At 71.9% G+C, this 22126-nt stretch carries 17 protein-coding genes; 4 read left to right on the forward strand and 13 right to left on the reverse strand.

From position 1 onward, the window contains the following. Window positions 1-65: 65 nt before the first annotated feature. Together pruA and ACI2LY_RS09265 are read right to left on the reverse strand one after the other, a co-directional pair. Window positions 66-1697, reverse strand: coding sequence for an L-glutamate gamma-semialdehyde dehydrogenase (gene pruA, locus ACI2LY_RS09260; protein ID WP_404706642.1), 1632 nt, complete (start codon window positions 1695-1697; stop codon window positions 66-68). A 38-nt stretch (window positions 1698-1735) separates the two neighbouring features. Further along, a complete protein-coding gene (locus ACI2LY_RS09265) occupies window positions 1736-2662 on the reverse strand; it encodes a proline dehydrogenase family protein (RefSeq protein ID WP_404706643.1) in 927 nt (308 codons plus the stop codon). 165 nt (window positions 2663-2827) lie between these two features. Between ACI2LY_RS09265 and ACI2LY_RS09270 the strand changes: the two genes are divergently transcribed. After that, window positions 2828-4021, forward strand: a complete 1194-nt coding sequence (locus ACI2LY_RS09270; RefSeq protein WP_404706644.1) for a PucR family transcriptional regulator — start codon at window positions 2828-2830, stop codon at window positions 4019-4021. A gap of 60 nt (window positions 4022-4081) precedes the next feature. Here ACI2LY_RS09270 and ACI2LY_RS09275 read toward each other — a convergent pair whose 3' ends face one another. After that, complete coding sequence (locus tag ACI2LY_RS09275) at window positions 4082-4243, reverse strand: hypothetical protein (protein WP_404706645.1); 162 nt, start codon at window positions 4241-4243, stop codon at window positions 4082-4084. A 196-nt stretch (window positions 4244-4439) separates the two neighbouring features. Here ACI2LY_RS09275 and ACI2LY_RS09280 point away from each other — a divergent pair, with 196 nt between their 5' ends. Further along, complete coding sequence (locus tag ACI2LY_RS09280) at window positions 4440-7001, forward strand: ATP-binding protein (RefSeq protein WP_404706646.1); 2562 nt, start codon at window positions 4440-4442, stop codon at window positions 6999-7001. Here ACI2LY_RS09280 and ACI2LY_RS09285 read toward each other — a convergent pair. Beyond that, window positions 6966-7535, reverse strand: coding sequence for a TetR/AcrR family transcriptional regulator (locus ACI2LY_RS09285; protein WP_404706647.1), 570 nt, complete (start codon window positions 7533-7535; stop codon window positions 6966-6968). The two genes, ACI2LY_RS09280 and ACI2LY_RS09285, sit on opposite strands and share 36 nt — an antisense overlap. Window positions 7536-7631: 96 nt before the next feature. On the opposite strand from ACI2LY_RS09285, the gene ACI2LY_RS09290 reads away from it, so the two are divergent. Further along, window positions 7632-9245, forward strand: a complete 1614-nt coding sequence (locus ACI2LY_RS09290; protein WP_404706648.1) for an MFS transporter — start codon at window positions 7632-7634, stop codon at window positions 9243-9245. A 79-nt stretch (window positions 9246-9324) separates the two neighbouring features. Here the strand turns inward: ACI2LY_RS09290 and serA are convergent, their stop codons facing one another. From serA to ACI2LY_RS09320, 6 genes are all read right to left on the reverse strand, one after another. Further along, window positions 9325-10926, reverse strand: a complete 1602-nt coding sequence (gene serA / locus ACI2LY_RS09295) for a phosphoglycerate dehydrogenase (protein ID WP_404706649.1) — start codon at window positions 10924-10926, stop codon at window positions 9325-9327. A 184-nt stretch (window positions 10927-11110) separates the two neighbouring features. Next, window positions 11111-12109 (reverse strand): ketol-acid reductoisomerase, encoded by a 999-nt coding sequence (ilvC, locus tag ACI2LY_RS09300; RefSeq protein WP_404706650.1) that lies wholly within the window; start codon window positions 12107-12109, stop codon window positions 11111-11113. 110 nt (window positions 12110-12219) lie between these two features. Beyond that, the gene (gene ilvN / locus ACI2LY_RS09305; protein ID WP_031181749.1) at window positions 12220-12744 is read right to left on the reverse strand and encodes an acetolactate synthase small subunit; all 525 of its coding nucleotides are present in this window, start codon (window positions 12742-12744) and stop codon (window positions 12220-12222) included. Window positions 12745-12783: 39 nt separating this feature from the next. After that, window positions 12784-14634: an acetolactate synthase large subunit gene (locus ACI2LY_RS09310; RefSeq protein ID WP_404706651.1), complete on the reverse strand. Its 1851-nt coding sequence runs from the start codon at window positions 14632-14634 to the stop codon at window positions 12784-12786. 252 nt (window positions 14635-14886) lie between these two features. Next, the gene (locus ACI2LY_RS09315; protein ID WP_404707295.1) at window positions 14887-17919 is read right to left on the reverse strand and encodes a putative bifunctional diguanylate cyclase/phosphodiesterase; all 3033 of its coding nucleotides are present in this window, start codon (window positions 17917-17919) and stop codon (window positions 14887-14889) included. Between the two features lie 373 nt (window positions 17920-18292). Beyond that, the gene (locus ACI2LY_RS09320; RefSeq protein ID WP_404706652.1) at window positions 18293-19237 is read right to left on the reverse strand and encodes a 2-hydroxyacid dehydrogenase; all 945 of its coding nucleotides are present in this window, start codon (window positions 19235-19237) and stop codon (window positions 18293-18295) included. 75 nt (window positions 19238-19312) lie between these two features. On the opposite strand from ACI2LY_RS09320, the gene ACI2LY_RS09325 reads away from it, so the two are divergent. Continuing rightward, a complete protein-coding gene (locus ACI2LY_RS09325) occupies window positions 19313-20464 on the forward strand; it encodes a PQQ-dependent sugar dehydrogenase (RefSeq protein ID WP_404707296.1) in 1152 nt (383 codons plus the stop codon). Between the two features lie 34 nt (window positions 20465-20498). Here ACI2LY_RS09325 and ACI2LY_RS09330 read toward each other — a convergent pair whose 3' ends face one another. Genes ACI2LY_RS09330 through ACI2LY_RS09340 form a run of 3 tightly spaced genes read right to left on the reverse strand, consistent with a single transcriptional unit; the run spans window position 20499 to window position 22049 of the window. Next, on the reverse strand, window positions 20499-21041 hold the full coding sequence (locus ACI2LY_RS09330; protein ID WP_404706653.1) for a hypothetical protein: 543 nt from the start codon (window positions 21039-21041) through the stop codon (window positions 20499-20501). A gap of 35 nt (window positions 21042-21076) precedes the next feature. Then, the gene (locus ACI2LY_RS09335; protein WP_404706654.1) at window positions 21077-21652 is read right to left on the reverse strand and encodes a GNAT family N-acetyltransferase; all 576 of its coding nucleotides are present in this window, start codon (window positions 21650-21652) and stop codon (window positions 21077-21079) included. A 43-nt stretch (window positions 21653-21695) separates the two neighbouring features. After that, window positions 21696-22049 carry a hypothetical protein gene (locus ACI2LY_RS09340; protein WP_404706655.1) on the reverse strand — a complete coding sequence of 118 codons (354 nt, stop codon included), beginning with the start codon at window positions 22047-22049 and terminating at the stop codon, window positions 21696-21698. Window positions 22050-22126: the final 77 nt, after the last annotated feature.

Below are 22126 nucleotides of genomic sequence, written 5' to 3' on the forward strand. Positions count from 1 at the left end.
CCGGCGAGCCCGTTCAGGGCGGGCTCGCCGGGCCGGATCGTGGGGGCCGCGAGGCCCGTGGGGGGTCAGCCCATGTGCGGGTAGCCGTACTCGGTCGGCGGGACCAGGGTCTCCTTGATGGCGCGGGTCAGGGTCCAGCGCATCAGGTTCTGGGGGGCGCCGGCCTTGTCGTCGGTGCCGGAGGCGCGGCCGCCGCCGAAGGGCTGCTGGCCGACGACGGCGCCGGTGGACTTGTCGTTGATGTAGAAGTTGCCCGCCGCGTAGCGGAGCTTCTCCATCGTGTACGCCGCCGCAGCGCGGTCGTTGGAGATGACCGAGCCGGTGAGGGCGTAGTCGGAGACCGACTCCATCTGGGTCAGCATCTCGTCGTAACGGTCGTCCTCGTAGACGTGCACGGCGAGGATCGGGCCGAAGTACTCGGTGCGGAAGACCTCGTTGTCGGGGTCGGTGCACTCGATGACGGTCGGGCGGACGAAGTAGCCCACCGCGTCGTCGTAGGAGCCGCCCGCGACGATCGTGCAGGTGGGGTCCTCGGCTGCGCGGTCGATGGCGGCCTTGTTCTTGGCGAAGGAGCGCTCGTCGATGACCGCGCCCATGAAGTTGGACAGGTCGGTGACGTCACCCACGGTCAGGCCGTCGATCTCGGCCGCGAACTCCTCCTTGAAACCGGAGTTCCAGATGGAGGCCGGGACGTAGGCGCGGGAGCTGGCCGAGCACTTCTGGCCCTGGTACTCGAAGGAACCGCGGGTCAGCGCGGTCTTCAGCACGGCGCGGTCGGCGGAGGGGTGCGCGACCACGAAGTCCTTGCCGCCGGTCTCGCCGACCAGGCGCGGGTAGGCGCGGTACTTCTCGATGTTGTTGCCGACCGTCTTCCACAGGTACTGGAAGGTCTTGGTCGAGCCGGTGAAGTGGATGCCCGCGAGGTCGCGGTGGGCCAGGGCGACCTCGGAGACGGCGATGCCGTCGCCGGTGACCAGGTTGATGACGCCCTTGGGCAGCCCGGCCTCCTCCAGCAGCTGCATCAGCAGCACGGCGGCGTGGGTCTGCGTCGGGGACGGCTTCCAGACCACCACGTTGCCCATGAGGGCGGGCGCGGTGGGCAGGTTGGCGGCGATGGCCGAGAAGTTGAACGGCGTGATCGCGTAGACGAAGCCCTCCAGCGGGCGGTGGTCCATGCGGTTCCACACGCCCGGCGAGTTGGCCGGGGGCTGCTCGGCCAGGATCTGGCGGGCGTAGTGCACGTTGAAGCGCCAGAAGTCGACCAGCTCGCAGGGGCTGTCGATCTCGGCCTGCTGGGCGGTCTTGGACTGGCCGAGCATGGTGGAGGCGGCGATGGTCTCGCGCCACGGGCCGGAGAGCAGCTCGGCGGCGCGCAGGATGATCGCGGCACGGTCGTCGAAGGACATCGCGCGCCAGGCCGGGGCGGCGGCCAGGGCGGCGTCGATCGCGTCCTGGGCGTCCTCGCGGGTGGCGCTGCGCAGGGTGCCGAGGACGGCCTTGTGGTTGTGCGGCTGGACCACCTGGAAGGGCTCGCCACCGCCCATCCGCTTCTCGCCGCCGATGGTCATCGGCAGGTCGACCGGGTTCTCGGCCAGCTCCTTGAGCTTGGCCTCCAGCCGGGCGCGCTCGGGGCTGCCGGGGGCGTAGCCGTGCACCGGCTCGTTGACGGGGGTGGGGACCTGGGTCACAGCGTCCATGAGATCCGTAACTCCTTTATCTTGAGCGGGTGTCGGGCTCAGCCCTTGGTGATCATGCTGCGTACGAAGAACTGGAGGTTCGCCGGCTTCTCGGCGAGACGGCGCATGAAATAGCCGTACCAGTCGGTGCCGTAGGCGGTGTAGACACGCATGCGGTGCCCCTCGGCGGCCAGCCGCAGGTGCTCGTCGCCCCGGATGCCGTAGAGCATCTGGAACTCGTACTCGTCGAGCTTACGGCCCGCGCGGTGCGCGAGTTCCTGGGCGATGGAGATGAGGCGGGGGTCGTGGGACCCGATCATCGGGTACCCCTCGCCCTCCATCAGTGTCTTCAGGACGCGGACGTACGCCTTGTCGATCTCGTGCTTCTGCTGGTACGCGACCTCGGCGGGCTCCTTGTAGGCGCCCTTGACCAGGCGGACCCGGCTGCCTGCCTCGGCCAGGCGGCGGGCGTCGGCCTCGGTGCGGAACAGGTACGCCTGGATGACACAGCCGGTCTGCGGGAAGTCCTTCCGCAGCTCCTCGTGGATGGCGAACATCGAGTCGAGGGTGGTGTGGTCCTCGGCGTCCAGGGTGACCGTGGTGCCGATGGCGGCGGCGGCCTCGACGACCGGGCGGACGTTGGCGAGGGCCAGCTCGTGGCCGCCCTCCAGCGCCTGGCCGAACATGGAGAGCTTGACCGACATCTCGACCCGCTCGCCCAGCTCGAGGTCCTTCAGGTGGTCGACGAGCGCGAGGTAGGCGTCGCGGGCGGCGGCGGCCTGCTCGGGGGTGGTGATGTCCTCGCCGACGACGTCCATCGTCAGCTGCAGGCCCTTGGCGGTCAGCTCCGCGATGATCGGGACGATGTCGTCCACGGTCTCACCGGGGATGAACCGGTCGACGACCTGCTTGGTCACCGGGGCGGCCGAGATCAGACGACGCATCCGGTCGCTGCGCGAGGCGGCGAGAATCACGGGACCCAGCACGGGGCACCTCCACAACAAAAGCACCGAAACGGCCGGGACCCGACGATTCGGGGACGGCACGGAGAACCACCGTGAAACCTAGGGATCTCTTCGATGGTGAGCCATCGACAGACGTCACGCATCCGATCACCGGTTCTCAGACAGATGTATGAAGCGGGCTCGGAAATGCGGCAGAATGCCCGGGTGGCGGCCGATTACAGAGATGACTACCAGGAGCTGGTGGACGAGATCTCGGAGCTGCTGGGCGCCCCGGCGACCCTGGAGAACCGGGACTTCGAGCTGATCGCCTTCGGCGCGTACGACAGCGAGGGCGAGCTCGATCCCACCGCGCTGGACCCGGTGCGGGCCCGTTCGATCCTGACCCGGCGCTCCACCTCGGCGGTGCGGGCGTGGTTCGAGGGCTTCGGCATCACCCGCGCGACGCAGCCGGTGCGCATCCCGCCCACCCCGGAGGCGGGCGTCTACCGGGGCCGGATCTGCCTGCCGGTACGCCATCGGGGTGTCGTCCTCGGCTACGTCTGGCTGCTGGACGACGATCCCGGCCCGAGCGACGCCCAGCTCGCCGCCGCCATGCCGGTGACCGGGCGGATCGGCGCGCTGCTGGCCGACGAGGCGCGGGCCGGGGCGGGGCTCGGCCGGGAGCTGCGGGCGGTGCTCACCGCGGAGGACGGCTGGCAGCGGGACATGGCCGTCACCGAGCTGCGCACCGCGCTGGGCCCGCGCGCGGACGGCCCGCACACCGTCATCTGCGTCGCCCCCTGGTTCTCCGCCGACCCCGACGACGCCCCCTCGGTCCGCACCGTCCCGCACGCCACCGCGCTGTGCACGGTGCCGTGGGGCGCGACGGCGCAGAGCCTCGCGGTGCTGGTCCGGCTGCGCAGTGCCGAGGTGACGGCTCCGGCGCTGGTGACGGCGGCGCGGCTGGTGAAGGAGGCGGAGGGCGCCGTCGTCGGGGTGGGGATCGGTGAACCCCGCCTGGGACTGGCCGAGTTGGGCACGGTGTGGCAGGAGGCGTCGGCGGCCGCGCGGGCCGCGCTGGCCGAGCCGAGGTTCGCGCCGGTGGCCGAGTGGCGGGGCATCGGCCCGTACCGGCTGCTGTCCGCGCTGCCGCCTCGGTCGGTGCAGGACCCGGTGGCGGCACCGCTGCTCACCCCCGCCCACCAGGAACTGGCCCGCACCGCCGAGGTCTACCTCGACTGCGCGGGCCAGGCCGGGCGGGCGGCGGCCGAGCTCGGCATCCACCGCCAGACGCTCTACTACCGCCTCGGCCGCGTGGAACGCCTGACCGGCCTCGACCTGGACGACGGCGAGGACCGGCTACTGCTGCACATGGCATTGAAGCGGGCGCGGCTGGGCTGAGCGGCAGGGGGTGGGTGCGATTCCATGATCCGGCCCCCCGCCGGTCAGGCATCCAGTCCGCTACTGGCCGCCGTGGTCGGTGGCGACGGAGATCAGCCAGGTGACGAGGGCGCGCACCGCTCCGGAGACGGCCCCCGCCACCGAGTGGTGGAGCAGGCCGGGCCGGTCGCGGCCGTCGCGAGGGACGCTGGTGCGGCGCGCTGTGTGACGGATCTTCTTCATGCTTCTCTCCCCGGAAGGCGCGGTCGCCCGGTGCGGTCCGCGTCGCGGAGCAATTGGGCGGCTTCCAGAGGTTTTCCAGCGATGTGCTTCCGGTCGGTCCTATGCTTTCCGGGCCGGGTGATCGGCGCATCTGCCGGTCTTGGGGAGCTTTCCAGAGCACCGTCCCTCTGGAAGCGCCGACTTGGGGAGCAGCGGCATGGGGGAGCACGCGGATCGCCTCCGGTCCGAGCTGAGGGCGCTGTACGAGGCCGCGGACCAGCCGTTGCTCAGCCAGTTGGTCGGCATCGGCCGCCAACAGCGTCCGCCGGTCGCGGTCTCGGACGCCACGGTCAGCGCGTGGCTCACCGGCACGTCGGTGCCCAGCCACCGCTTCACCCCGTACTTCCTGGCCATGGTCGGCTTTCTCGGCAGCAGGCCGAGTGTGGCCCGGGCGGGATTCGTGCCGCGACCGAGGGCGTGGTGGGCACAGGCGCTCGACGTGGCCCAGAAGGAACGGGCGGCGGGACGGGGCCGCCCGCGTGCCGCCGCCGACGAGGACCCCGGTACCGGACCCGTGACGCTGCTCGCCGATCCGGTCGCGTTCACCGGACGCGCCGACCTGGTGGGCGAACTCCTGGAGCATCTCGATCCGGGCACCGGCCGGGACGGGACGACCGCGGTGGGCGTCTCCGCCGTCACCGGCATGGGCGGAGTGGGGAAGACGGCGCTGGTGCTGCACGCGGCGCACCAGGCGACGTCCCGGGGCTGGTTCCCCGGCGGTGCCCTCTTCATCGATCTGCGCGGCTACCACGACGGGGCGGCCCTGGACGCGGCTCAGGCCGCCGACCGCTTTCTCCGGGTCCTGGGCGTCAAGGACCGCGACATCCCGGCGGAGGCGGAGGAGAAGCTGAGCCTGTGGAGAGCGCGGCTCGGCAGACTCGCCGAGCAGGACCGGCCGCTGCTGGCCGTCGTGGACAACGTGCACAGCCTCGGCCAGGTCGCGCCGCTCGTGCCGTCGGCCCCCCATCGGCTCCTGGTCACCTCGCGCAGGCGGCTTTCCGCGCTGTCCGCCCGGCACATCAGCGTCGGTCCGCTCACCGTGCCGGAGGCGGTCGACCTCCTCGACCAGGCTCTGCGCGTGGGGGATGTCGCCGACGACCGGGCCCGCGCGCAACGGCCGGACGCCGAGCGGCTGGCCGAGCTGTGCGGTCGGCTGCCGCTGGCCCTGCAGATCATGGTCGCCCTGCTGCGCGAGGAGCGCCACCGGCCGCTGGCCGACCACTGTGCGGAGCTGGCGGACGCCCGGAACCGTCTCGACGCGCTCCAGTACGACGACATCGACGGTCAGGGACGGCCGTTGGCGGTCCGGGCCGCCTTCGACCTGTCCCTCGGCCACCTGACGCAGCCGCAGCAGGAAGCCTTCAGCGTCCTCTCGCTGGCTCCGGGGCCGGACATCGCGACCGACACCGCGGCCGAACTGCTCGACCTCCCGGTCCCGGCCACCCGGCGCCTACTGACCGCCCTGGCCCGCGCGCATCTCCTCATCGGCTCACCACGTGAGCGCTGGCAGATGCACGACCTCGTACGGCTGTACGCGGCGGAACAGGCACGGGTCCACCTGGACGCGGACGCGAGGGAGGCGGCCGAGACCCGGCTGATCGCGTACCACGTCCGCCTGGCCACGGCCGCCGATACCGTGCTCAGGTCGGACGCGGACTCCGAGCCCGTCCCGCCCTTCGCCGATCACGCGGCGGCCAGGTCCTGGCTGGAGGACGAGCGCACGTGTCTGCTGGCCTCGGTGGCGTCCTTCTCGGCCGTCCCACCCCACCTGAAGTCGGCTCTTGCGCTCGCCAACCGTCTGACTCAATTCCTCGGTACGACACGGCATTTCGACGAACTGTCGACGCTGGCGGACATCATGCTGGAGACAGCACGGGCTGCCGGGGAGCGCCGTTACGAAGGTCTCGCCCTGATGACCAGGGGAACCGCGCTGATGGAGATCCGGCAGTTCGAGTCGGCCATCGAGGCGCACGAGGAAGCCGAGCGGATCTTCACCGGGACCGGGGACACCGTCGTCGCCGCGAACGCGCTGACCAACCTCAGCATTCCCCTGCGCCACCTCCGCCGATTCGACGAAGCCGCCACGGTCCTGACCCGTGCCTCCGCTCTCCTGGAGGAGACGGACCACCTGATGAGCAACGTGGCGGTGCTCGCCCAGCTCGGCACCATCCGCATGGGGCAGGAGCGCTTCGAGGAGGGCATCGACGCCTACGAACGCGCCCTGCGCCTTGCCACGGGCGCCGTCAGTGATCTGCAGCTGGGCATGCTCCTGGACAACTATGGCAACACCCTGGAGAGCGTGGGCCGGTTCGAGGAGGCGGTAGACGCGCATCAGCGTGCCCACCGGCTCTTCCAGGGCATGAACGACGTCCACCGCCAAGCCATCGCGCTCGGGAACCTCGCCGGTGCTCACTGGGAGCTGGGCCGGTTCGAGGAGGCCCTCGAGACCTTCAGAACCGTGCACGACACTTTTCGCGGCATGGGTGACAGCCACTCCGCAGCCGTCGCCCTCGACAACATCGGCGCATGCCTGCAAGCACTGGACAGGCTGGACGAGGCCGCCGTCTGCCACGAGCAGGCCATGGTCGCGCTGCGGGACATGGGCGACGCCCACCAGGCGGAGATCGCCGCGAAGCACTTGGCCGAGGCCCGACAGGCGCCGGCCGACGGCCGCAGCGAGTCCTCAGCCCTTCCGCACGCCCTCGACGACCCGGCGTAGCCCGGCGGTGAGGGCGTCCGCGTCCGGGGCCGTCTCGGGGTCGAAGGTCCACTGGGCGATGAGGCCGGTCATCAGGGTGAGGTAGAAGCTGCCGAGGGTGTCTGCGGTCTCGTCGGTAACCTCGTCCTCCGGTACGCCCATGAGCAGCGCGACCAGTCCCCGTCCGCCCTCGCGCTGCTCGCGGCCCAGGTAGGCGCGCACCTCGGGCAGCTCGATGGTCATGACCTCCATGCTGAGCCGGAAGACCGAACCGGGCTCGCGCATCGCGGAGATGATGTTCGACCACACCCAGCGGAAGCGCTCCAGCGAGCCGGGCTCCCCCTCCGGCTCGGCCCCGCCGAAGGTGTCCCCCGCCTCCTCCACCAGCGCCACGTACGCCTGCGCGAGCAGGGCGTCCTTGGAGCCGTAGTGGTAGCCGATGGAGGCCAGGTTGGTGCCGGACTCCTTCACGATGTCGCGGGCGGTGGTCCGGGCGAACCCCTTCGCCAGCAGGCAGCGCTTGGCGCCCTCGAGCAGATCCTCACGGTGTCCCATGCCGGTCAGGGTACCCCGGCCCATACAAGCGTCCTAGACGCATGAATTATACAGTCGTTCTAGACAAGCGTTTAAGACGCGCGTACATTCCTCGGCATGGTGAACCCGACGAGCACCACCCCAACCCCCGTGCAGGACCAGCCCGTTCGTGCCGGGCGGCGTGAATGGACCGCGCTGGGCGTGCTGATGCTGCCGCTGCTGCTGGTCTCGATGGACGTGTCCGTGCTGTACTTCGCCACCCCGGCGATCAGCGCGGACCTCCGCCCGACCGGCACCCAGCAGCTGTGGATCTTCGACGTCTACGGCTTCGTCCTCGCCGGACTGCTGATGACGATGGGCTCCCTCGCCGACCGCGTCGGCAGCCGTCGGCTCCTGCTGGCGGGGGCCGCCGCCTTCGGCGCCGCCTCGGTCCTCGCCGCCTACGCCGACAGCGCCACCACCCTGATCGCCGCCCGCGCGATCCTCGGCGTCGGCGGGGCCACCCTGATGCCGTCCACCATGGCGCTGCTGCGGACGATGTTCACCGACCCGGCCGAGCGGGCGAAGGCGGTCGGGCTGTGGTCCGGGGTGATGACCGGCGGCATCGCGCTGGGCTCGGTGATGAGCGGGGTGCTGGTGGAGCACTTCTGGTGGGGCTCGGTCTTCCTGGTCAACCTGCCCGCGATGCTCCTGCTGCTGGTCCTCGGCCCGGTCCTGCTCCCCGAGTCCCGCGACCCCTCCCCCGGCCGCTTCGACTGGATCAGCGTCCCCCTCTCGCTGGCCGCCGTGCTCCCGGTGATCTACGGCCTGAAGGAGATCCCGTCCGAGGGCTGGCACGTGCGGTACGTGATGTCGGTGACGGTCGGTCTGCTCTTCGCCGCCCTCTTCGTCCACCGCCAGCGCACCGCCGCCTCCCCGCTGGTGCCGCCCGCCCTGCTGCGCAACCGGGGCTTCACCCCGGCCGTGGTGCTGACCCTGCTGTGCGCCTTCGGCATGCTGGGCTCGGCGATCTTCACCACGCAGTACCTCCAGTCGGTGCTGGGCAAGAGCCCGCTGTCGGCCGCGCTGTGGAGCCTGCTGCCCTCGGTGCTGATCGGCGTCGCCGGACCGGTCACCGCCGCGCTGGTCGCCCGGGGTGTGGACCGGGGCCGGGTGGTCGCCGCCGGGTTCGCGGTCTCGGCGGCCGGGTACGGGCTGCTCGCGCTGACCGGCACCGGGTCGCTGTGGCTGCTGCTGGCGGCGGCCGGGGTGCTGGCCTGCGGCGCCGTGATGGTGCTGTCCCAGCTCACCGACCTGGCGATGAGCAGCGCCCCGGCGGAGCGCGCCGGTACCGCCTCGTCACTGCTGGAGATGGCCACGGAGTTCGGCGGGGCGCTGGGCATGGCGGTGCTGGGCTCGGTCGGCGCGGCCGTCTACCGGCACCGGATGCCGTCCGGCACCCCGGCGGAGGCCCGCGAGACGCTCGGCGGGGCGCTGGTCACCGCCGCCCGGCTGCCGGGCCGTACCGGCGGGACACTGCTGACGTCGGCGCGCGAGGCGTTCACCCAGGGGATGCACGCGGCGGCGATCGCCGGAGCGGTGGTGCTGGCGCTCGCGGCGATCGGGGCGGCGGTGACGCTGCGCCGTCTCGGCGCACCGCGGGCAGGCACCGATCGGGCCGCCGCGGAGCGGGCCGACCCGGAGCAGGCCGATGCGGTACGGCTCGACGCGGAGCAGCTCGACCCCCGGTAGGCGGAAACGCCGGAGCGCCGGGCGGACCGACAGTCGGTCCGCCCGGCGCTCCCGCATGCCCTGCCCGGAGGGGGTCCGCTCAGACCAGGTTGACCGACCGGGCGGAGGTCGCCCCGATCTCCTCGGCCAGTTCGGTCAGGGTGGCCGGGGCGACCGTGTCGTCCACGGTCAGCACGGCCAGCGCCTCGCCACCGGCGGTGGAACGGGCCACCTGCATCCCGGCGATGTTGACGCCCGCCTCGCCGAGGACCCGGCCGACGGTGCCGACGACACCGGGACGGTCCTCGTAGCGCAGGACGACCATGTGGTCGGCGAGCGCCAGGTCCACGTCGTAGTCACCGACCGCGACGATCTTCTGGAGGTGCTTGGGACCGGCCAGCGTGCCGGACACCGAGACCTCCTCGCCGCTCGCGAGGGTGCCGCGCACGGTGACCACGTTGCGGTGCTCGGCCGACTCGGAGCTGGTGGTGAGGCGGACCTCGACACCGCGCTCCTGCGCGAACAGCGGGGCGTTGACGTAGGAGACCGTCTCGTCCACCACGTCCTCGAACACGCCCTTGAGCGCGGAGAGTTCGAGCACCTTCACATCGTGCTGGGTGATCTCGCCGTACACCTCGACGTCGAGGCGGGCCGCGACCTCGCCCGCCAGCGCGGTGAAGATGCGGCCGAGGCGCTCGGCGAGCGGCAGACCGGGCTTCACGTCCTCGGCGATGACACCGCCCTGCACGTTCACCGCGTCCGGCACCAGCTCACCGGCGAGGGCGAGGCGCACCGAGCGGGCCACCGCGATACCGGCCTTCTCCTGGGCCTCGTCGGTGGAGGCACCGAGGTGCGGGGTGCAGACCACCTGGTCCAGCTCGAACAGCGGGGAGTCGACGCACGGCTCCTTCGCGTACACGTCGAGCCCGGCACCGGCGACCCGGCCCTCCTTGAGCGCCGCGTACAGCGCGGCCTCGTCGACGATGCCGCCGCGCGCGGCGTTGACGATGCGCACGGTCGGCTTGACCTTGCGCAGCGCCTCGTCACCGATGAGGCCGAGGGTCTCGGGGGTCTTGGGCAGGTGGACGGTGATGAAGTCGGAGACCTCCAGCAGCTCGTCCAGCGACAGCACCTTGACGCCCATCTGCGCGGCCCGCGCGGGCTGTACGTAGGGGTCGTAGGCGACGATCTTCATGCCGAAGGCCGACATGCGCTGGGCGACCAGGGCGCCGATGCGGCCGAGGCCGACCACGCCGAGGGTCTTCTCGGCCAGCTCGACGCCGGTGTACTTGCTGCGCTTCCACTCGCCGTTCTTCAGGGCGGTGTTGGCCTGCGGAATGTTGCGCGCGCTGGCCACGAGCAGACCGCAGGCCAGTTCGGCGGCGGTGACGATGTTGGAGGTGGGGGCGTTGACGACCATCACGCCTGCCTTGGTGGCGGCGGAGACGTCGACGTTGTCCAGGCCGACGCCGGCTCGTGCGACGACCTTCAGCTTCTTGGCCGCGGCGATCGCCTCGGCGTCGACCTTGGTCGCCGAGCGGACGAGGATCGCGTCCACGTCGGCGATGGCGGGGAGCAGCTCGGCGCGGTCGGCTCCGTTGCAGTGCCGGATCTCGAAGTCCGGCCCGAGCGCGTCCACGGTCGCGGGCGACAGCTCTTCAGCGATGAGTACCGTGGCTTTTCGGGTGGGGTACGAGCTCACGTGAGTCCTCACAAGTCCAGTGCGGACGGCCGTCCCGACGGCCGCTGGCGGTGGAGGGTGCTAGCCGCGTGGAAGACGCACGACACTGTGGGCCTGACGCGTTTGTTGTGCAGCAGTGTAGTGGCGCGACGGCCGGGCGGGCGGCACCCCGCCTGGGGGTGCCGCCGTCGGCCGCCGCGGAGGCTCACGCCTCTTCGTCGACCCAGGACATCAGCTTGCGCAGCTTCTTGCCGGTGGTCTCCAGCAGGTGCTCGGAGTCCTGCTTCTTGTACTCGTCGTACTTCTTCAGACCGCCGTGGTACTCGTCCATCCAGTTCTTGGCGAAGGAGCCGTCCTGGATCTCGGCGAGGACCTTCTTCATCTCGGCCTTGGTGGCGTCGGTGATGATGCGCGGGCCGGTGACGTAGTCGCCCCACTCGGCGGTCTCGGAGATGGACCAGCGCATCTTCTCCAGGCCGCCCTCGTACATGAGGTCCACGATCAGCTTCAGCTCGTGCAGGCACTCGAAGTAGGCGATCTCGGGCTGGTACCCGGCCTCGGTCAGGGTCTCGAAGCCCGCCTTGACCAGGGCGGCGGTGCCGCCGCAGAGCACGGCCTGCTCACCGAACAGGTCGGTCTCGGTCTCCTCGGTGAACGTGGTCTTGATGACACCGGCCCGGGTGCCGCCGATGGCCTTGGCGTACGACAGGGCCAGCGGGAAGGCGTTGCCGGTGGGGTCCTGCTCGACCGCGACGATGCAGGGCACGCCGCGCCCCTCCTCGTACTGGCGGCGGACCAGGTGGCCGGGGCCCTTGGGGGCGACCATGCAGACGTCGACCTCGGCCGGGGGCTTGATGAAGCCGAACCGGATGTTGAAGCCGTGGCCGAAGAACAGCGCGTCGCCGTCGTTCAGGTTCGGGGCGATGGACTCCTCGTAGACCTGGGCCTGGAGCGGGTCCGGGACCAGGATCATGATGACGTCGGCCTCGGCGGCGGCCTCGGCCGCGGTGACCACGCGCAGGCCCTGCTCCTCGGCCTTGGCGCGGGACTTGGAGGTCTCGGGCAGACCGACGCGGACATCGACGCCCGAGTCCCGCAGCGACAGGGCGTGGGCGTGGCCCTGGCTGCCGTAGCCGATGACCGCGACCTTGCGGCCCTGGATGGTGGACAGGTCGGCGTCGGCGTCGTAGAACAGCTCGGCCACTGGTTCTCTCCTTGAGGTGCGGGTGCTGCGCCCACCGTATTGCGGTGGGGGGACGGAAGGTTTCGGGGTCTCGGCATCCGGTCGCCCCGGAGGGGCGGCCGGGCCGGGGGTCACGCGCTGCGGTCGAGGGCGCGCAGGGAGCGGTCGGTGATGGAGCGGGCGCCGCGTCCGATGGCGATGGTGCCGGACTGCACCAGCTCCTTGATGCCGAAGGGCTCCAGCATCTTCAGCATCGCGGACAGCTTGTCGCCGGAGCCGGTGGCCTCGATGGTGACGGCCTCCGGGGAGACGTCGACGGTCTTGGCGCGGAACAGCTGGACGATCTCCACGATCTGGGACCGGGTCTCGTTGTCCGCGCGGACCTTCACCAGAACGAGTTCACGCTGAACGGCCTGACCGGGCTCCAGCTCGACGATCTTCAGCACGTTGACGAGCTTGTTGAGCTGCTTGGTCACCTGCTCCAGCGGCAGGTCCTCGACGTTCACCACGATGGTGATGCGGGAGATGTCGGCGTGCTCGGTGACGCCCACCGCGAGCGAGTCGATGTTGAAGCCGCGCCGGGAGAAGAGGGCGGCGATCCGGGCGAGGATGCCCGGTGTGTTCTCCACCAGGACGGAGAGCGTGTGCTTGGACATGTCGTGGTCTCTCTCGGTCTCTCTCGCTTCGATCCTCGGTCAGTCCTGGTCGCTGTCGCCGAAGTCGGGGCGGACACCCCGCGCGGCCATGACCTCGTCGTTGGAGGTCCCGGCGGCGACCATCGGCCACACCATCGCGTCCTCGTGGACGATGAAGTCGACGACGACCGGACGGTCGTTGATCGCGTTCGCCTCCTCGATGACCTTGTCCAGGTCCTCGGGGCGCTCACAGCGGATGGCGTGGCAGCCCATCGCCTCGGCCAGCTTGACGAAGTCGGGGACGCGGGTACCGGCGCTCGGGCCGGTGGGTCCGTCGGGGCCGGAGTGCAGGACGGTGTTGGAGTAGCGCTGGTTGTAGAACAGGGTCTGCCACTGGCGGACCATGCCGAGGGCGCCGTTGTTGATGATGGCGACCTTGATCGGGATGTTGTTCAGGGCGCAGGTGGTCAGTTCCTGATTGGTCATCTGGAAGCAGCCGTCGCCGTCGATCGCCCAGACCGTGCGGCCGGGCTGTCCGGCCTTGGCGCCCATCGCGGCCGGGACCGCGTACCCCATGGTTCCCGCGCCGCCGGAGTTGAGCCAGGTCGCGGGCTGCTCGTACTGGATGAAGTGGGCCGACCACATCTGGTGCTGGCCGACGCCCGCCGTGAAGATCGTGTCCTCGGGGGCGAGCTGGCCGATGCGCTCGATGACCGCCTGCGGGGAGAGCGAGCCGTCCTCGGGGGTCTCGTAGCCGAGCGGGTAGGTGTCGCGCCAGCGGTTCAGATCGCTCCACCAGGCGGTGTGGTCGCCGCGGTGGCCCTCGTCGTGCTCCTTCTGCACGGCCTGGATCAGGTCGGCGAGCACCTCGCGGGCGTCCCCGACGATCGGCACGTCGGCCTCGCGGTTCTTGCCGATCTCGGCCGGGTCGATGTCGGCGTGCACGATCTTGGCGTACGGCGCGAAGCTGTCCAGCTTGCCGGTGACGCGGTCGTCGAAGCGGGCGCCGAGGGCGACGATCAGGTCGGCCTTCTGCAGGGCGGTGACGGCGGTGACCGAGCCGTGCATGCCGGGCATGCCCACGTGCTGGGGGTGGCTGTCGGGGAAGGCGCCGAGTGCCATCAGGGTGGTGGTGACGGGGGCGCCGGTCAGCTCGGCGAGGACCTTCAGCTCGGCGGTGGCACCGGCCTTGAGCACGCCGCCGCCGACGTAGAGGACGGGGCGCTTGGACGCGGTGATCAGCTTGGCGGCCTCGCGGATCTGCTTGGCGTGCGGCTTGGTCACCGGGCGGTAGCCGGGCAGGTCCATGAGGGGCGGCCAGGAGAAAGTCGTCCGCGCCTGGAGGATGTCCTTGGGGATGTCGACGAGGACCGGGCCGGGGCGGCCGGTGGAGGCGATGTGGAACGCCTCCGCGATCGTCTTCGGGATGTCCGCGGCCTTGGTGACCAGGAAGCTGTGCTTGGTGATCGGCATGGAGATGCCGACGATGTCCGCCTCCTGGAAGGCGTCCGTGCCGATCGCCTTGGAGACGACCTGGCCGGTGATCGCGACCAGCGGCACCGAGTCCATGTTCGCGTCGGCGATCGGGGTGACCAGGTTGGTGGCGCCGGGACCCGAAGTCGCCATGCAGACGCCGACCTTGCCGGTGGCCTGCGCGTACCCGGTGGCCGCGTGGCCCGCGCCCTGTTCGTGGCGGACGAGCACATGGCGCACCCGCTGGGAGTCCATCAGCGGGTCGTACGCGGGAAGGATCGTCCCCCCGGGGATGCCGAATACCGTGTCGACGCCGACTTCCTCGAGCGAGCGGATGAGGGACTGCGCGCCCGTGACGTGCTCGACGGGGGCGGAGTGCTGTCCTCCGGATCGGGGCCGCGGCTGCGGATGGTGGGCCCCGGTGGCCTGCTCGGTCATCAGCTTCTCTTCTCGAGCTTGAGGGTCTTTGCGAAGTTCGGGCGGTATGGAAGCGGAACGGGGGGTGCGCGAGGGGTCACTCGTGCAACAAAAAACCCCTCGTGCCGCAAGGCAAGCGAGGGGAGCGCGCCGGGGAGGTCGCTGGGTATTGCGGACGGTGTCCGCTCAGGGCCCAGGTCAGCCGACGCGCTTTCCAAGTACGAGAATTCGGGTGCGCATGGCTCTGACCCTCCCCCCGGCGCGCACCGTGTGTCAAGTGGGTGGGACAGCCGTCTCATCATGTGAGCGGAGCGCGGTGGCACCGAACACCGTGGACATGCTCCCGGAGTACAGCCCGGCGCCCTTCCCGGCGAAGACCGGTTCGGCGGGGGCGTGCGGCACCGGGAACCGGCCGGAGGCGAGCGCCCGGCGCAGCCGGTACTCGTCCACCGGCCCGGCGAACGCCATGCCCTGGCCGTGGGTGCAGCCCATGGCGCGCAGCGCGACGACCTGTTCCGGCAGGTCGACGCCCTCGGCGACGGACTGGAGGCCGAGGTCGCCCGCGATGCGCAGCAGCCCACTGGTGATCTTGTGCAGCCGGGCGGACTCCACGACGCCCTCGATCAGCCCGCGGTCGAGCTTGAGGATGTCCACGGGGAGTCTGCGCAGTGCCGTGATGGCCGCGTAGCCGCTGCCGAAGCCGTCCAGCGCGATCCGCACCCCGAGACGGCTGAGCGCGGTCAGGCGCCGCTCCAGCTCGTCCAGGGAGATCCGCGGGTCGGTGCCGGACACCTCGATGATCAGCGCGCCGGGCGGCAGTCCGTGCCGGGTCAGCAGCGCCTCGATGGAGCCCAGCGGCAGGGAGCGGTCCAGCAGCCGCCGGGCGCTCATCCGGACCGCCACCGGGACGACGAGGCCGCCCGCGGCCCGCTCGGCGGCCTGCTCGACCGCTTCCTGGAGTATCCAGCGCTCCAGCTCCGCCGTGCGGTCGCCGTCGTCCGCCACCCGCAGGAACTCGGCCGGGGTGAACAGCACGCCCTGGGCCGAGCGCCAGCGCGCGTGGGTGGCGACCGAGGCGATCCGGCCGCCGGTGAGACAGACCACCGGCTGGTGCAGCAGCGCGAACTCGCCCTCGTGCAGCGCGGCGCGCAGCCGCCCGGCCAGCTCGGCCTTGCGGACCACGTCCTGCTGCATCTGCGGCTTGTACAGCTCCACCCGCCCCTTGCCGCCTGCCTTGGCCCGGTACATCGCCAGGTCGGCGTTGCGCAGCAGCTCACCGGCGCCGAGACCGGGTTCGGCGAAGGAGACGCCGATGGAGGCGTTGACCCGGACATCGTTGCCGTCGATGGCGTACGGCTGGGAGAGGGTCATCCTCAGCCGGTCGGCCAGCTCCAGGATGTGCCGCTCGCGGGCGGCGCGGTCGCGGGTGCCGTCGCCGGTGATCAGGGCCGCGAACTCGTCCCCGCCGAGCCGGGAGGCGGTGTCCCCCTGGCGGACGGAGTCCTGGAGTCTGCGGGCGGCCTGGATCAGCAGCTCGTCCCCGGCCTGGTGGCCGATGGTGTCGTTGACGGCCTTGAAGCCGTCGAGGTCGATGAAGAGCACGGCGGTGCCGCGCAGGGCGGCGCCCCGGTCGGTGGCCCGGCGCCCGGACAGGGCCTGCTGGACGCGCCGGGTGAACAGGGCGCGGTTGGGCAGGTCGGTGAGCGGGTCGTGCTCGGCGTTGTGCTGGAGCTGGGCCTGGAGGCGGACCCGCTCGGTCACGTCGCGGCTGTTGAAGATCAGCCCGCCGTGGTGCCGGTTGACGGTGGACTCCACATTGAGCCAGCCTCCCCCGGCCTCGCTCGCGCGGGAGGCGCCCCCGCCGCCGGAGCGGAAGCGGCACTCGATGCGGGTGGTGGGTTCGTCCAGCGGGTCGGCGGCCAGGAAGCGGCGCACCTCGTGCACCACGCAGCCCAGGTCCTCGGGGTGGATCAGGGCGGCCAGTTCGGTGCCGATCAGGGCTTCGGCGCTGCTGCCGTAGACCCCGGCGGCGGCCGGGGAGACGTAGCGCAGCACGCCGTTGGGCGCGGCGATCATGATGACGTCGCTGGAGCCCTGCACCAGGGAGCGGAAGTGGTTCTCCTTCTGCGCCAGTTCCTGGGTGAGGGTGATGTTGTCCAGCAGCATGATGCCCTGGCGGATGACGAGGGCCAGCACCACGGCGCCCGCGGTGATCAGCACCACATGGTCGGGCCTGCGCCCGTTGAGCACGTTGTACAGGATGCCCAGGGTGCAGACGGCGGCGGCGAGGTACGGGGTGAGGGCGGCGAGGGAGCCGGTGAGCGGCCGCCCGGCCGGGTAGCGGTGGCTCTCCGTGCCCGGCGGATGCGCCTGCGCGGTGACCGGGCCGCGCTGGCCCGGCAGATGCTCGTGCACGACGCGGGTGTGCCCGTCGGACGCGCCCCGCTCGCTCTCCCGTCCCCTGGGGGCGGCCCAGGGGGCGTAGGCGAGCAGCAGGGAGCCCGCGAACCAGCCCGCGTCCAGCAGCTGCCCGGAGCGGTAACTGCTGTGCAGCAACGGGGAGGTGAACAGCGCGTCGCACATCACGGTGAGCGCGAGGGCGCCGATCGCGGTGTTGACCGCGGTGCGGTTGCCCGGGCTGCGCCGGAAGTGCAGCGCGAGCACCATGCTGACCAGCACGATGTCGAGCAGCGGGTAGGCCAGCGAGAGGGCGGTGTGCTCGACGCTCGGCCCGTCGATCCGGGCGGTCTGGGCGAGCGCGAGGCTCCAGGAGAGGGTGAGCAGCGAGCCGCCGATGAGCCAGGCGTCCAGCGTGAGACAGATCCAGCCCGCCCGGCTCACGGGGCGTTTGGCGAGTACCAGCAGGCCCACGATGGCGGGCGGCGCGAAGCAGAGGAAGAACAGGTCGGCGTAGCTCGGGCTGGGCACGGTCTGGTCGAGGACGACCTCGTACCACCCCCAGACGGCGTTGCCCAGGGCGGCCATCGCGGAGGAGAGGGCGAAGAGCAGCCAGGCGGGGCGGAAGCGGACGCGGCGGCTGCGGGCGTAGAGGAAACAGGAGACGGCGGCGGTGCCGGCCGCCGCGCTGAGCCCGAAGTCACCCATGAACAGCGCGAGTTGCTGGTTGCCCCAGTCGAAGGCCGAGCCGATGCCGTAGGCCGCGCAGAGCACGGCGAGGGCGAGTTGCTGGGCCAGGCGCGATCCGTCGCCGGGCGTGGGCGGCCGGGTCGGGGGCGTGCGGACGGGCCGCTGGGGCGCGCGGGGCGCCTCGTCGGGCGCGGTCGTGGTCACCGGGGGCGCGTTCACCGCGCCCTCCCGGTGCGGGTCGCGCCGGGGACCCTCGGGGGCCGGTGCGGATGCCTCCGCCGGGCGGCCGGGCGGGGGTGCGGACCGTGCGGGTTCAGGTACCGCTCGCCCCTGCGCGCGGTGGTGCGCCAGGGTCGCCGTCGGCGGCTCCGCCGCGTCGGATCGTTCGTCCATAGGCCGTGCATCGCCCGTCGCCCCCCTCACAGAGCTGACATGTCCATCCCCGGCGCCGATCGGTCGGCGGCGCACCCCTGTCGGGACGATACACCAGGATCGTCACTCAGGGACATAGCTTCTCTACTCTCCGTGACGACCAGCGACTATGCGGGCACACACCGCGCCCGGAGGGTCGCGGAGGGTGCCCATCGACGGCTCACGCCCCGGTGGTGAGGACCACGTCGCGCAGTGGCTCATGGTTCACGAACCGGGTCAACTGGTCCACCAGGAGCCGTTCGGCGCGTGGCCGGAACGCCGAACTGGGGCCGCCCACATGCGGGGTGATCAGTACGCCCGGTGCCCGCCACAGCGGATGGCCCGGCGGCAGCGGCTCGGGGTCGGTGACGTCGAGGGCGGCGGTGAGCCGTCCGCCCGCCAGCTCGCCGAGCAGGGCCGCGGTGTCGACCACGGGTCCGCGCGCGACGTTGACGAGGAGGGCGCCGTCCTTCATCCGGGCCAGGAAGCCCGCGTCCACCAGCCCCCGCGTCTCGTCGGTGAGGGGCGTGGAGAGGATCACCACGTCGGCTTCCGGGAGCAGGGCGGGCAGTTCGGTGAACGGATGCACGGCCCCGCGCGCGGTGGTGCGCCCGGAGCGCGCCACCCGGATCACGCGCTCCACCTCGAAGGCCGCGAGCCGGTCCTCGATGGCCGAGCCGATGGCGCCGTAGCCGACGATCAGCACGGTCCGGTCGGCGAGAGCGGGCCGGAACGCGCCTTGCCAGTGCTCCTCGTCCTGCGCCCGGACGAACCCCGGAATCCCGCGCAGCGAGGCCAGCGTGAGGGTGAGCGCCAGCTCGGCGGTGCTGGTCTCGTGCACCCCGCGCGCGTTGCACAGCCGCACGCCGGGGGCGACCAGGCCGAGGTTGGCGGTGATGTCGTCCACCCCGGCGGTGAGGGTCTGGATCACGCGCAGCCCGGTCATGGCCCTTAGCGGGCGGATCTTGACGGGCTCGCGTCGCATGTACGGCACCACGTACACCGCGCAGTCCGCGGGGTCACCGGGGAACTCCTGCCGCCCGCCGTCCCAGAACAGGTAGTTCGGGCCCTCGGGGAGGCCGCGGATCTCCTCGGGCGGGAGGGGCAGCCAGACGTCTTGGGTCATGGCGAGGAGGGTAGTTCAGGGGAGTGTGCGGCTCTGGTGGGGTAGTGGTGTCGGTGCGACCCCTTCGAAGGGACTCTGACCGTGCGAAGCCGTACCGCGCCCGCCGTACTCGCCGCGACCACGCTGCTGCTGGCCGCGGGCTGCTCCTCGGACGGGGGTGACGGACGGGGTTCGCCCTCCGGGGGCACGGTGACCGCGTCGGACCGGTCCCCTTCCGAGACCGGTCCGCCCGCCAAGGGCTCGGTGAAGGTGCTGCGTACGGTCGCCGAGGGCCTGAAGAGCCCGTGGGGGCTGGCCCCGCTGCCGGACGGGAACCTGCTGGTCTCCTCCCGCGACGACGCCACGCTCACCCGGATCGACGCGAAGACGGGCGCGAAGACGGTGGCGGGCCGCGTCTCCGGGGTCGAACCGGCCGGTGAGGGCGGCCTGCTGGGCATCGCCCTCTCCCCCGGCTTCGCCTCGGACCACATGGTCTACGCCTACTTCACCTCCGCCTCCGACAACCGCGTCGTCCGGGTGCGGTACGACGAGAAGCGGGCGGCCGGTGATCAACTGGGCGCCCCGGACACGGTGTTCAAGGGCATCCCCAAGGGCCACATCCACAACGGCGGCCGGATCGCCTTCGGCCCGGACGGCATGCTGTACGCGGGCACCGGCGAGAGCGGCGACAGCGGGCTGGCCCCCGACAAGAAGTCGCTGGGCGGCAAGATCCTCCGGATCACCCCGGAGGGCGAGCCCGCGCCGGGCAACCCGCTCGGCCGCTCCCCGGTGTACTCCTACGGCCACCGCAATGTGCAGGGCCTCGCCTGGGACGCCCAGCAGCGGCTGTTCGCCTCGGAGTTCGGGCAGGACACCTGGGACGAGCTGAACGCGATCAAGCCCGGCGGCGACTACGGCTGGCCCGGCACCGAGGGCAAGGGCACCGACGGGCGCTTCCAGAACCCGCTGGCCCAGTGGCACACCGACGACGCGTCCCCGAGCGGCATCGCCTACGTGGACGGCGTGATCTGGATGGCCGGGCTCCGGGGCGAGCGCCTGTGGCGCGTCCCGCTGCGCTCGACCTCGGCGTCGGCCCCGCCACAGGCGTTCCTGGACGGCGAGTACGGGCGGCTGCGCACGGTCGCCCCGGCCGGGAAGGACCGCCTCTGGGTGCTGACCAGCAACACCGACGGCCGGGGCGACCCGAAGAAGGGCGACGACCGGCTGCTGGAGGTCCGGGTCCGCTGACGGGGGCGGTGCGACACCGCCCCCGTGCTTAGGGTCAGCCCGCCGAAGGCAGGCCGAGCAGCGCGTCGGAGTACTTCAGCGCGGCCAGCAGCAGGCCGATGACGCCGAGCGCGACACCGCCCCAGGCGACGGACTTGATCCACGGGGCCTGCGGCCGTCCCGGCGCGCCGAACGCGGGGCGGGCGAGCACGGCCACGCCCACGACCAGCGCGGCCACCGCGAAGAGACCGGCCCACAGGGCGGTGGCGTGCCAGGCGTCGCCGTAGACCGCCTTGATCTGCTGGGCGACCCCCGCCTGGGACGAGGTCTTGAGCTGGCCCATGAGCTGGGCGCGGGCCGAGGCGACGGTGCCGACCCAGCCGCCGTTGAGCGAGACCAGGCCGAGCGCGGCGGACACCACGGCTCCGGCGCCCTGGCCCACCCCGGACGGACGGCGCGGCTCGGTGCCGGGCACCTCCGCGTCGGACTCGTGCTGCTCGGGTGCCTGGGCTTCCTCGGTCACGGCGGTCTCGGCCACCGTCTCGTCGTGCTGCGCGCCGGTCTCGGTCCCGGCGCCTTCCGCTGTCTTCGTAGCCATGCCCGGCACCGTACGGACGGAGTCTGAGAGGCGTCTTAACGCCCGCTGTGCGCTGCGCCTTCGCGGGCCGCGCGCCACTCGGGGGCCAGGATCGCCCAGACCTCGGTGTCGGTACGGACGCCCCGGTGCGGGTAGTTCTCGCGGAGCACGCCCTCGCGGGTCATGTGCAGGCGCCGGGCCACGTTGACGCTGGGCTGGTTGGCGGAGGAGGCGTGCCACTCCACGCGGTGCATGCCGCGCTCGCCGAAGGCCCAGTCGAGCAGGACCGTCATGCCCCGCGTGACGAGCCCGCGCCCGCTCGCCCCGGGGACGAGCCAGCAGCCCGCCTCGGCGACGCCGGTCGTGTTGTCCCACAGCCGGAACATCAGGCCGCCGACCAGGGTGCCGTCCAGCCAGATGCCGTGCAGGCCGCCCGTGTCGGTGGCGCGCTTGTCCGCGTACCGCTCGAGGAAGGCGCGGGCGCCGGCCAGGTCGGGCACCACGTCCGGGAGGCCGACGTGGCGTCCGATGAACTCGCGCTCGCCGTCGATGTTGGCGAAGAACTCCGGCGCGTGCCAGACCTCCATCGGGCGCAGTTCGGCGCCGTCCTCGCCCAGTGCTGTCGCGTACATCGTGCTGTGGTTCCTTCCGCGTGGCTCTTGGGACCGGAGCCTTTCACGGGGCTCGGTCGAACTGATCACCGAGGGCCATGATCATGGTCCCGGCTATCAGCAGCCACAGCGCGCGGCGGGTGCGGCCCCGGGCACCGAGGACGGCGGCGGCCGCGCAGACGGCGGCGCCGGTGGCGTACGCGGCGGGGACCAGGAGGGGGGCGGGACCGGTCAGGCGGAGCAGGGCGGCGGCCACACCGGCGAGGGTGAGCAGGGCGCCGGTGCCGGTGGCGAGCCAGCGGGCGCGGCGGGCCTCGTCGTAGAAGTCGGTTTCCTCTTCGTCCTGGACGACGGGCTCCGCCCGTTCCGCCTCCTCGGCCTCGGCGGGTCCGGCGACGGAATCGGTACGTCCACTCATGGCGGGCGAGCGTAGCGCCTCCCGCTCGGGTGCCTCGTCGCGGCCCCCGGAAAGCGGACGTGGCCCCGGAGGATCAC

The sequence above is a fragment of the Streptomyces sp. NPDC002176 genome (assembly GCF_044903645.1).
Lineage (GTDB): Bacteria > Actinomycetota > Actinomycetes > Streptomycetales > Streptomycetaceae > Streptomyces.

Excerpts from the sequence above, each read along its gene's own strand:
- pruA (WP_404706642.1), bottom strand. The coding sequence starts at position 1,697 with ATGGACGCTGTGACCCAGGTCCCCACCCCCGTCAACGAGCCGGTGCAC.
- ACI2LY_RS09270 (WP_404706644.1), top strand. The coding sequence starts at position 2,828 with ATGCGGCAGAATGCCCGGGTGGCGGCCGATTACAGAGATGACTACCAG.
- ACI2LY_RS09275 (WP_404706645.1), bottom strand. The coding sequence starts at position 4,243 with ATGAAGAAGATCCGTCACACAGCGCGCCGCACCAGCGTCCCTCGCGAC.
- ACI2LY_RS09280 (WP_404706646.1), top strand. The coding sequence starts at position 4,440 with ATGGGGGAGCACGCGGATCGCCTCCGGTCCGAGCTGAGGGCGCTGTAC.
- ACI2LY_RS09285 (WP_404706647.1), bottom strand. The coding sequence starts at position 7,535 with ATGGGACACCGTGAGGATCTGCTCGAGGGCGCCAAGCGCTGCCTGCTG.
- ACI2LY_RS09290 (WP_404706648.1), top strand. The coding sequence starts at position 7,632 with ATGGTGAACCCGACGAGCACCACCCCAACCCCCGTGCAGGACCAGCCC.
- ilvN (WP_031181749.1), bottom strand. The coding sequence starts at position 12,744 with ATGTCCAAGCACACGCTCTCCGTCCTGGTGGAGAACACACCGGGCATC.
- ACI2LY_RS09310 (WP_404706651.1), bottom strand. The coding sequence starts at position 14,634 with ATGACCGAGCAGGCCACCGGGGCCCACCATCCGCAGCCGCGGCCCCGA.
- ACI2LY_RS09320 (WP_404706652.1), bottom strand. The coding sequence starts at position 19,237 with ATGACCCAAGACGTCTGGCTGCCCCTCCCGCCCGAGGAGATCCGCGGC.
- ACI2LY_RS09330 (WP_404706653.1), bottom strand. The coding sequence starts at position 21,041 with ATGGCTACGAAGACAGCGGAAGGCGCCGGGACCGAGACCGGCGCGCAG.
- ACI2LY_RS09335 (WP_404706654.1), bottom strand. The coding sequence starts at position 21,652 with ATGTACGCGACAGCACTGGGCGAGGACGGCGCCGAACTGCGCCCGATG.
- ACI2LY_RS09340 (WP_404706655.1), bottom strand. The coding sequence starts at position 22,049 with ATGAGTGGACGTACCGATTCCGTCGCCGGACCCGCCGAGGCCGAGGAG.